At 69.1% G+C, this 11,111-nt stretch carries 4 protein-coding genes, 1 tRNA gene and 2 rRNA genes; 2 read left to right on the plus strand and 5 right to left on the minus strand.

The genetic code is table 11. From position 1 onward, the window contains the following. Nucleotides 1-33: 33 nt before the first annotated feature. On the minus strand, nt 34-5,538 hold the full coding sequence (locus tag TU31_RS29340; protein ID WP_078886040.1) for a HAMP domain-containing protein: 5,505 nt from the start codon (nt 5,536-5,538) through the stop codon (nt 34-36). A gap of 261 nt (nt 5,539-5,799) precedes the next feature. Between TU31_RS29340 and TU31_RS29345 the strand changes: the two genes are divergently transcribed. Together TU31_RS29345 and TU31_RS29350 are read left to right on the plus strand one after the other, a co-directional pair. Continuing rightward, nucleotides 5,800-8,469 carry a SpoIIE family protein phosphatase gene (locus TU31_RS29345; protein ID WP_042159930.1) on the plus strand — a complete coding sequence of 890 codons (2,670 nt, stop codon included), beginning with the start codon at nt 5,800-5,802 and terminating at the stop codon, nt 8,467-8,469. Between the two features lie 143 nt (nt 8,470-8,612). Further along, on the plus strand, nt 8,613-9,659 hold the full coding sequence (locus TU31_RS29350; RefSeq protein ID WP_042159931.1) for a YncE family protein: 1,047 nt from the start codon (nt 8,613-8,615) through the stop codon (nt 9,657-9,659). A gap of 66 nt (nt 9,660-9,725) precedes the next feature. Here the strand turns inward: TU31_RS29350 and TU31_RS29355 are convergent. The 4 genes from TU31_RS29355 to TU31_RS29370 all read right to left on the minus strand — a co-directional run. After that, nucleotides 9,726-9,801 (minus strand) — tRNA-Thr (locus TU31_RS29355). 63 nt (nt 9,802-9,864) lie between these two features. Then, nucleotides 9,865-10,542 (minus strand): DegT/DnrJ/EryC1/StrS family aminotransferase, encoded by a 678-nt coding sequence (locus TU31_RS29360; protein WP_042159932.1) that lies wholly within the window; start codon nt 10,540-10,542, stop codon nt 9,865-9,867. 114 nt (nt 10,543-10,656) lie between these two features. Next, a 5S ribosomal RNA gene (gene rrf / locus TU31_RS29365) occupies nt 10,657-10,773 on the minus strand. A gap of 73 nt (nt 10,774-10,846) precedes the next feature. Next, nucleotides 10,847-11,111: ribosomal RNA gene (locus tag TU31_RS29370) — 23S ribosomal RNA — on the minus strand; the annotation flags it as partial.

An 11,111-nucleotide genomic window follows, 5' to 3' on the forward strand; every position in this document is an offset into this window, starting at 1 on the left:
TGATCCCCTTTCCCCTCCATACTGGACGCTCCGTCACTCCGCCCGCATCCATTGCTCCATGACCGACAACAGATGATCGGTATCCACCGGCTTGGTCACGTAGTCGGAGGCTCCGGAGTCGATGCTCTTCTCCCGGTCGCCCTTCATCGCCTTCGCGGTCAGCGCGATGATGGGCAGTCCGGCGAACTGCGGCATCCGGCGGATCGCCGCCGTGGTCGCATAGCCGTCCATCTCCGGCATCATGATGTCCATCAGGACCAGCACGATGTCGTCGTGCTGCTCCAGGACCTCGATACCCTCACGCCCGTTCTCCGCGTAGAGCACCGACAGCCCGTGCTGCTCCAGGACGCTGGTGAGGGCGAAGACGTTGCGGATGTCGTCATCCACGATCAGCACCTTCTCACCGTGGAAGCCGCCCTCGAAGGCCGGGTCCACCAGATCCTGGCCGTTGCCGAGCCAGGGCTCCTCCGCGGGCTGCTGGGGAGCCGGCTGCGGCGGTGCCGGTGGCGCCTGCTGCGGCGCCGGGGACGGCTGCCGCCCGGAGAGCTCGAAGCGCCGCGGGGTCCCCTGAATCGCCCGGCGGCGGCGCCGGTTGAGGCTGGAGCCCTGCTCGTGCTCCTGCTGCTCCTCGGCCTCCTGCTGCCCGACCTCCGTCTCGCGCGCCTCCGCGTCCATCGCGATCCCGCCGGCCACCAGTCGCGGGTAGCCCTGCGGCGGCAGCCCGCCCGGGTTGTGCGGCAGGTAGAGGGTGAACGTGGAGCCACGGTTCGGCTCACTCGCGGCATGGATCTCGCCGCCCAGCAGCCGGGCGATCTCCCGGCTGATGGACAGACCCAGGCCGGTGCCGCCGTACTTGCGGCTGGTCGTGCCGTCCGCCTGCTTGAACGCCTCGAAGATGACCCGCATCTTGCTGGAGGCGATGCCGATCCCGGTGTCGGTCACCGAGAAGGCGATCATGTCCGCGTCCGGGTCGCGCAGCGAACCGTGCTCCAGCAGCTGCTCCCGGATGGCCACCGGGACATCCGCGCCGGCCGGCCGGATCACCAGCTCGACGGCGCCGCTGTCGGTGAACTTCACCGCGTTGGACAACAGATTGCGCAGCACCTGGAGCAGCCGCTGCTCGTCGGTGTGCAGCGTCGCGGGGAGCTCCGGGGAGACCCGTACGGAGAAGTCGAGTCCCTTCTCCGCGGTCAGCGGCCGGAACGTGGCCTCCACGTAGTCGACGAGCTGGACCAGCGCGATCCGCGTCGGGCTGACGTCCATCTTGCCGGCCTCGACCTTGGACAGGTCGAGAATGTCGTTGATCAGCTGGAGCAGGTCGGAACCGGCGCCATGGATGGTTTCGGCGAATTCGACCTGCTTCGGGGAGAGATTCCCCTCGGCGTTATCGGCCAGCAACTTGGCCAGAATCAGCAGGGAGTTGAGCGGCGTGCGCAGTTCGTGCGACATGTTCGCCAGGAACTCCGACTTGTAGCGCATCGAGACCGCGAGCTGCTCGGCGCGCTCCTCCAGGACCTGCCGCGCCTCCTCGATCTCGGTGTTCTTCACCTCGATGTCGCGGTTCTGCGCGCGCAGCTGCTCGGCCTTCTCCTCCAGCTCGGTGTTGGACAGCTCCAGCGCCTTCTGCCGGCTCTCCAGCTCACCCGACCGCTCCTTGAGCTGCTCGGTCAGCTCCTGCGACTGCTTGAGCAGCACCTCGGTCTTGGTGTTCACCGAGATGGTGTTGACGCTGGTCGCGATCATCTCGGCGATCTGGCTGAGGAAGTCCTTCTGGATCTGGGTGAACGGCTGGAAGGACGCCAGCTCGATCACCCCGAGCACCTTGTCCTCGAACAGCACCGGCAGCACGATCACATTCGCCGGCGGTGCCTCACCCAGCCCGGAGGCGATCTTGAGATAGCCGGACGGGACGTTCTCCACCAGGATCGTGCGCCCCTCCTCCGCGGCCGTGCCGATCAGCGTCTCGCCCGGCCGGAAGGTCGTCGGCATCCCGCCCATGGCGTAGCCGTACGAGCCCATCAGCCGCAGCTCGTACGCTCCGGCCTCGCCGCCGTCCGCGCCGATCTCCTGGCTGTCGGGCTGCGCGGCGAGGAAGAACGCGCCGTGCTGGGCGGAGACCGCGGGCGACAGCTCGCTCATGATGAGCGTGGCGACGTCCTTGAGGTCGCGCCGGCCCTGCATCAGACCGGAGATCCGGGCGAGGTTGCCCTTGAGCCAGTCCTGTTCCTCGTTGGCGAGGGTGGTCTCGCGGAGCGTGGAGATCATGGTGTTGACGTTGTCCTGGAGCTCCAGGATCTCGCCGGCCGCGTCCACGTCGATGCGGACGTTGTGATCGCCGAGGGTGACCGCCGCGGCGACCGCGGCGATGGCGCGCACCTGACGGGTCAGGTTGCCCGCCATCTCGTTCACCGATTCGGTCAGGTCCCGCCAGGTGCCGGCCACGCCGCGCACCTGCGCCTGACCGCCCAGCTGGCCTTCCGTCCCCACCTCGCGGGCCACTCTGGTGACCTGCTCCGCGAAGGACGACAGCTGGTCGACCATGGTGTTGATGGTGGTCTTCAGCGCGAGGATCTCGCCCCGCGCATCGATGTCGATCTTCTTGGTCAGATCGCCCTTGGCGATGGCGGTGGTGACCATGGCGATGTTGCGGACCTGGCCGGTGAGGTTGTTGGCCATCGAGTTCACGGACTCGGTGAGGTCCTTCCACGTACCGGCGACGCCGGGGACGCGGGCCTGACCGCCCAGAATGCCGTCGGTGCCCACCTCACGGGCCACTCGCGTGACCTCGTCGGCGAACGACGACAGCGTCGTGACCATCGTGTTGACCGTGTCGGCGAGCTGCGCGACCTCGCCGCGCGCCTCGACCGTGACCTTCTTCGTGAGGTCGCCGTTGGCGACCGCCGCCGAGACCTGGGAGATGTTGCGCACCTGGATGGTCAGGTTGTTGGCCATCAGGTTCACGTTGTCGCTGAGGTCCAGCCAGATGCCGGTGGCACCCGGCACCCGCGCCTGACCGCCCAACTGGCCCTCGGTGCCCACCTCGCGGGCCACCCGGGTCACCTGCTCGGCGAACGACGACAGCTGGTCGACCATCGTGTTGACGGTCGTGACCAGTTCGAGGATCTCGCCCTTGGCGTCGACGGTGATCTTCTTGGACAGGTCACCGCGGGCCACCGCGGTGGTCACCTCGGCGATGTTGCGCACCTGCGAGGTGAGGTTGTTCGCCATGAAGTTGACGGACTGGGTGAGGTCCTTCCACGTACCGCTGACGCCCTGCACCTCGGCCTGGCCGCCCAGGATGCCCTCGGTGCCCACCTCACGGGCGACCCGGGTGACCTGCTCCGCGAACGAGGAGAGCTGGTCGACCATGGTGTTCAGGGTGTTCTTCAGCTCCAGGATCTCGCCCCGGGCGTCCACATCGATCTTCTGCGACAGGTCACCGCGCGCGACCGCCGTGGCGACCTGCGCGATATTGCGGACCTGGGCCGTGAGGTTGCCGGCCATACCGTTCACGGAGTCGGTCAGATCGCGCCAGACACCCGCGACGCCCGGCACCTGCGCCTGACCGCCCAGCCTGCCGTCCGTACCGACCTCCCGGGCGACCCGGGTGACCTGCTCGGCGAAGGCGGAGAGCTGGTCGACCATCGTGTTGATGGTGTTCTTCAGCTCCAGGATCTCGCCGCGCGCGTCCACGTCGATCTTCTGGGAGAGGTCACCGCGGGCGACCGCCGTCGTCACCTGCGCGATCTGCCGCACCTGTGAAGTCAGGTTCCCCGCCATGAAGTTGACGGAGTCGGTCAGCTCCTTCCAGGTGCCGCTGACGCCGTCCACCCGGGCCTGGCCGCCCAGCCGGCCCTCCGTGCCCACGTCCCTGGCCATCCGCGTGACCTGGTCGGCGAACGAGGACAGCTGGTCCACCATGGTGTTCACGGTGTTCTTCAGCTGGAGCATCTCGCCGGAGACATCGACGGTCACCTTCTGCGAGAGGTCACCGTTGGCCACCGCGGTCGTCACCTGGGCGATGTTGCGCACCTGCCCGGTGAGGTTGCGGAAGGCGGTGTTCACGGAGTCCGTGAGGTCCTTCCACGTCCCCGCGGCACCGGGCACCGCCGCCTGTCCGCCCAGCTCGCCCTCGACCCCGATCTCCCGCGCAACGCGCGTCACTTCGGCGCCGAACGAGGAGAGCTGACCCACCATCGTGTTGACGGTGTTCTTCAACTCCAGCATTTCACCGGCGACATCGACGGTGACGGTCTGCGAGAGGTCACCGTTGGCGACCGCCGTCGTCACCTGCGCGATGTCCCGCACCTGCGCCGTCAGGTTGCGGAAGGCGGTGTTCACCGAATCGGTGAGGTCCTTCCACGTACCGGCCGCGCCCGGCACCTGTGCCTGACCGCCGAGCTGGCCCTCGGCGCCGACCTCGTTCGCCACCCGCGTCACTTCGTCCGCGAAGGTCCGCAGCGTCTCGGTCATGGTGTTGATCGTGTCGGCCAGCTGCGCGACCTCGCCGCGTGCACTGACCGTGACCTTCTGCGACAGATCACCGTTCGCGACGGCGGTGGTGACCTGCGCGATCCCCCGCACCTGCGCGGTGAGGTTGCCGGCCATGAGATTGACCGAATCCGTCAGGTCCTTCCACACGCCGGCGACGCCCGGGACCTGCGCCTGTCCGCCGAGCTCACCCTCCGTACCGACCTCACGCGCGACTCGCGTCACCTCGGAGGCGAACGAGGAGAGCTGGTCGACCATCGTGTTGACGGTGTTCTTCAGCTCCAGCATCTCGCCGGAGACATGGACGGTCACCTTGCGCGACAGATCACCCTTGGCCACCGCCGTGGTGACGAGAGCAATGTCACGCACCTGAGCCGTCAGCCGGGACGCCATGGTGTTGACGGATTCCGTGAGGTCCTTCCACGAACCCGACATTCCGCGCACCCGCGCCTGGCCGCCGAGCTTGCCCTCCGTACCGACCTCACTGGCCACTCTCGTGACCTCGTCGGTAAAGGCGGAGAGCTGGTCCACCAGCCCGTTGACGGTCCGGCCGACCTTCAGGAATTCACCCCGCAGAGGGTGCTCCGAAGAGCTGTCCGAACTGCGCGAGCGCAGATCCATCCGCTGTTCCAGGTCGCCCTCGGAGACCGCCGACAGCACCCGTCCCACCTCGGAGACGGGCCGTACGAGGTCGTCGACCAGCGCATTCGAGGCGTCGATCGCCGCGGCCCAGGAACCCTCGGCGGCGCCGACCTCCAGCCGTTCCGTGAGCTTTCCCTCACGGCCGACGACCCGGCGCACCCGCGTCAGCTCGCCCGTGAGATGCAGATTGCGGTCCGCGACCTCGTTGAAGACCGCCGCGATTTCCGACATGACACCGTCGCCGGAAACCGTGAGCCGTTTGCGGAAGTTCCCGTCCCGCATGGCAACCAACGCGACCAACAGCCGATTCAGCGCAGCCGTATCCACCTCGGTCGTCCCGTTGTTCCGGGATCGTCCGCCTTTCGCGCGTGTGCTTGCGCCCCGCGCCGCTGCGCCAGACTCCACGTTGTCCCTCCCGCAGGGTCGACCGTTCTACCCGGGCTTTCTCTTGATACTTGCCCAGTGTTTCACCATGGCTCAACCAGGCCATAACAGTTCGGCAGCATCGCACACCGTCCCGGTGCACGATTGGGGCGGAAACACACGTGACCGGCATCCTTGGGTGCGGCGAAGGTAAGTAACCTGGCATACGGCTGTCCACCGCCCCGGCCATGGAGCACGGGCGGTGGGGCGAGCACAACAGGTATTCGGAGGGGCGCCGCGACCATGGGGGAGCAGATCACCGACACACGCATGAGGAGACCAGTGATCACCGCGCGGGCCGCCGCAACCTTCGAGCCGGTCGGGCGCTCCGTCGCCACTGCCCGTGCGTTCGTCCGCGACACCCTCCAGGGCTGGGGCTGCGCCGACATCGTCGACGACGCCGTCGTCCTGACCAGTGAGCTGGTCACCAACGCGGTGGTGCACGCCGGCACCGCCGCCGATGTGCTGTGTCTGCGCAACGACGGCGGAGTGAAGATCTCCGTCGCCGACCGCTACCCCGAACGGGAGATCCCGCTCCAGAACGCCGGCCAGGTCGTCGTCCACCCCGACCGCGAGGGCGGCCGCGGCCTGCTGCTGTGCGGCGCGCTGGCCTCCCGCTGGGGCGTCGAGTACACCGCGGCCCAGAAGCACGTGTGGTTCCAGCTCGATCTCCCCGAGCGCCCGGCCGGCACCCGCTCGGCGGGCCCCGCGTTGCCCGTGGACGCCCTCCCGGTCGCCGACGCCCGGGTCCGCGTCGCCGTGATCCAGATCGACCGCGGCGGCTGCATCAGCTTCTGGAACGAGGACGCCCAGGACCTCTTCGCCTACGACCCCGAGCAGGTCATCGGCAAACCGCTCACCGACTTCGCCGCCTGGCCGCACACCCCCGGCACCGGCACCGGCATCGCCGAGGCGCTCCAGCTGTCCCGCTGGGAGGGCTCCTACGGCATAAGGGGCGCCGACGGCCGGGTCGTCCCCGTCTACGCCTCCCACCTGCGCGTCCGCGATGCCGACGGCGAGGCCTCCACGGTCTGCCTCCTGGTGCGCGACCACGAACGCGCGATCCTTCAGAGCCCGCAGCGCACGCCCGCCCCGGACGCCGCCTCCCAAGCAGCCCAGGCGGAGGGACGCCCGTCCGACCCGTTCGAGGTCTTCATCGGCTCCCCCGCCCCGGACGACCTCGACGGCCTGCTCCAGCGCACCGTCGAGCGCGCCCGCGACATGCTCGACGGTGACGCCGCCTACCTCCTCCTGGCCACCGACGACGAGACCGAACTGGAGGTCCGCGCCTCCACGGGCCTGCCCTCCGCCCGCCAGCGGTTCGCCCGCGTCCCCGTCGAGGCCGGATCCGGACGCTACGGCTCCGCCCGGATGCCCGCCGTCCACGAGGACCTCACCGCCGTCCCCGGCGCCGTCCCCCTCCTCAGCGGCACGGGCATGCGCTCGGTCGTCACCGTCCCGCTGAAGGTCGAGGGCCGGCTGACCGGCTCGCTCGGCGTCGCCGCGGAAGGCGCCGGCCGCTACACGAACGAGGAGGCGCTGCGGCTCCAGTTCGCCGCCGACCGCATCGCCCTCGCCGTCGAACGCGCCCGGCTGACCGAGCTGGAGAAGCTGCGCCGCGGCTCCCTCTCCTTCCTCGTCGAGGCCTCCGACCTCCTGGCCGGCACCCTCGACCGCGACCAGACCCTGGCCCTGATGGCCCAGATGACGGTCCCCACCCTCGCCACGTGGTGCGCGGTCTACACCGTCGCCGACCCGACCTCCGAGCCCGAACTCTCCTATGTCCTGCACGAGGACGAGGACCGGATCGACGGCCTCAAGACCCTGCTGATGAAGGTCGATCCGCCCGAGCCGGTGCCCACCCCCGGCGCGCGGGTGTGGACCGCCCCCGGCGACGCCGCCCACGACGCCGCACTGCGCACCTCGATGCGCAGCCTCGGCCTGGGCAACTCCGCCCGCCCGTCGACCGGTCCGGGCGCCACGCTCGCCACCGCCTCCGCCGTCGGCGGCGAGACCGTCGTGCTCCCCCTCGTCGCCCGTAACCGCGTCATCGGCATGCTCACCCTGGGCAAGCCCACCGAGGAGCACTTCCGCCAGGAGATCCTGGAACTCGCCGAGGACCTCTCCCGCCGGGCCGCGCTCGCCCTGGACAACGCCCGCCTCTACTCCGAGCGCACGGCCATCAGCCAGTCCCTCCAGCGCAGCCTGCTGCCCCCCGAACTCCCCGTCATCCCCGGCGTGGAGGTCGAGGTCATCTACCGCGCGGCCGGCGAGGGCAACGAGGTCGGCGGCGACTTCTACGACCTCTTCCCCATCCGCGACGGCGCGTACGGCTTCGCCATCGGCGATGTCTGCGGCACGGGCCCGGAGGCCGCCGCGGTCACCGGCCTGGCCCGGCACGCGCTGCGGCTGCTCGCCCGCGAGGGCTTCGGCGGCCCCGCCGTCCTGGAGCGGCTGAATGCCGCCATCCTCGACGAGGGCGCCCGCAGCCGCTTTCTGACACTCCTTTACGGCGAGCTGTGGCCGCAGGACGACGGCAGCGCCGTCCTCAAGGTCGTCTGCGCGGGCCACCCCCTGCCGCTCCGGCTGCGCCAGGACGGCACGGTTGAACCGGCCGCCGAACCCCAGCCGCTCCTCGGCGTCATGGACGACCTGGAACTCTACGAACAGACCGTCACCCTCGACCCCGGCGACGTCCTGCTGTGCGTCACCGACGGCGTCACCGAACGCCGCGAGGGCACCCGCATGCTCGGCGACGACGGCCTCACCGACGTCCTGACGACCTGTACGGGCCTCACCGCCGGCGCGGTCGCCGCCCGGGTGCTGCGCGCCGTGGAACGCTTCGCCGCCGAACCCGCCTCCGACGACATGGCCATCCTCGCCCTGCGCGTCCCCGAGTTCCAGGCCGGCTGACCCCGGGGCAGCGGCCCCTGTGAAGTGGCTCACAGCCGTCCGGCCGCTGCCCCTGTCACCACCTGGACCCTTGCGTGCGGTGCAAGGCACCCTTGCCCGACTTGCACTGGAGTCATCCCCAACGGCCGCCCACGATACGGACCATGACTTCCACACCCGCCGGCTCGCCCGGCGACCTGCTCGCCGTCGTCAGCCAGACCGGTCCGACCGTCACCTTCTTCGACGCCGCCACCCATGAACGCCTTGAGGTGCTGCCGGTCCCGCCGCAGCCCCACGAGCTCTGCTACGACCCGGACCACCGGCTGCTGTACTGCGCCAGCACCTACCGCTCCGGCTTCTACCACGCCCACCAGGGCCGGTCCCACCAGATCACCGTCATCGACGTCGACACCCGCAGCATCGTGGAGACCGTCGACACCGCCCCCGACCACGCCCCGCACGGCCTGGCCCTCGACCGCGCCCGCGGCCGGCTGTACGCCAGCGTGGAGGCCACCGACACCGAGCCCGGCGGCGTCCTGGTCCTCGACACCCGCACCCACACCCGCCTCGGCCGCATCTCCACGATGGCCCCCGGCCCGCACTGGTTCGCCCTCACCCCCGACGGACGGTACGGCTACGCCACCAACAAGGAAGCGCCCTTCGTCTCCGTCGTCGACCTGGTACGCGATGAGTGCATCGGCCGCATCCCGGTCACCGGCAGCGAAGGCCTCACCGTCGCCCCCGACGGCCGGCATGCCTACGTGGCGGCTCCGAAGGCCGACTTCACCGCCCCGCCCTCCGGGCCGACGGGCATCCACGTCATCGACACCGCCACCCACGAAATCATCCGCACCCTCCCCACCAAGGGCCAGGTCATGCCGGTCCACGCCACCTCGACCGGCCTGCTGCTGGCCGGCGAACTGCGCTCGGGCACCGCATCCGGCGCCCCCATGGACTCTCAACTCCCTGGAGTCCTGACCGTCTTCGCCGCCGATACCCTCGCGCCCCTGGGTGAGGTCGAGGTCGGCCGGCTCCCCCTCACCGTCACCTCCTCCCCCGACGGCCGCCTCGGCTATGTCTCCGCGAATCTCTCCAGCACCGTCACCGTCGTCGACCTCACCACGCTGAGCCCGCTCGCCACCCTGGAAGTCGACCGCACCGACATATCCGGCGCCCACGGCCTGGCCTATATCGAATCCCCGCAAAACTGACGCACATTGCGGCACCGCGTCCCCATACGACAAAGGCCCCCGCCATTTGGCGGGGGCCTTGTCCTCTGGAGCCCCAATACGGAATCGAACCGTAGACCTTCTCCTTACCATGGAGACGCTCTGCCGACTGAGCTATTGGGGCGCGGCAGCGGAATAGATATTACCCCAACTCGGCGGCAGGTTCGAACCGTACCCGGGCCACTCGCTAAAAGGCCGGCTGCAGCAATCCGCCCAGCGCATTGCACGCACCGACCATCCTGTGCAGCTCCCGCCGCGACATCCCCGCATGCACGGGCAGCGCCAGCGTCTCGTCCACCGCCCGCTCCGTCTGCGGCAGAAACACATCCCGCCGCAGCCCCGGCATGCGGTACACCGGAGCCAGCACGGGCACCCGGCACGCCACGCCCTTGGCCCGCAACGTCCGCGCGAACGCGTCCCGGTCCGGCCGCCCATTGCCCGGCACCCGCACCACATACTGCTCGTAGGTGTGCCCCGCCGCCGGCGTCGGCGTCCCGACGCCGTTGAGCCTGCCGTCCAGATAGGCCGCATGCGCCCGACGCAGGTCCGCGCCCTCCGGGTCCGCCCCGGGCTCGTCCTCCACCAGCACCAGCAGGCCGTGCCGTTGACCCACTTCACGGATCCAGCCGGCATCTGCCCGCCGCCCGAAGCGGTTGACCGCCACGACAGCGGCGGTCTGACTCGTCACCACATCGGCCACCGCGGCCGGGTCGAGGCAGTAGCTGTCGCCGTCCACATCGGCGAACACCGGCACCGCGCCCAACTCCACCACGGCCCGGGCCACCTCGGCGCTGCCATACGCCGGCACCACGACCTCATCACCCGCACGCACACCGGCTGACTTGAGCGTTCCTACTGTCCGCATGACACGGATCCTGGTCAGCTGAGATGAACTTCGAGTTACGCCCGTCACCCGGAGGGCAGAACAAAAAAGCTCCGGTCCCTGAACCAGAGGTTCAGGGACCGGAGCTGAAAAATTGTTCGGCGGCGTCCTACTCTCCCACAGGGTCCCCCCTGCAGTACCATCGGCGCTGAAAGGCTTAGCTTCCGGGTTCGGAATGTAACCGGGCGTTTCCCTAACGCAATGACCACCGAAACACTATGAAGATGACAACCCGGCACAATCACAGGTCGTTACTTCAGAACCTACACAGTGGACGCGAGCAACTGAGGACAAGCCCTCGGCCTATTAGTACCAGTCAACTCCACCCGTTACCGGGCTTCCATATCTGGCCTATCAACCCAGTCGTCTACTGGGAGCCTTAACCAATCAAGTTGGTGGGAGCCCTCATCTCGAAGCAGGCTTCCCGCTTAGATGCTTTCAGCGGTTATCCTTTCCGAACGTAGCCAACCAGCCATGCCCTTGGCAGGACAACTGGCACACCAGAGGTTCGTCCGTCCCGGTCCTCTCGTACTAGGGACAGCCCTTCTCAA

The sequence above is a fragment of the Streptomyces lydicamycinicus genome, assembly GCF_000829715.2.
GTDB lineage: Bacteria > Actinomycetota > Actinomycetes > Streptomycetales > Streptomycetaceae > Streptomyces > Streptomyces lydicamycinicus.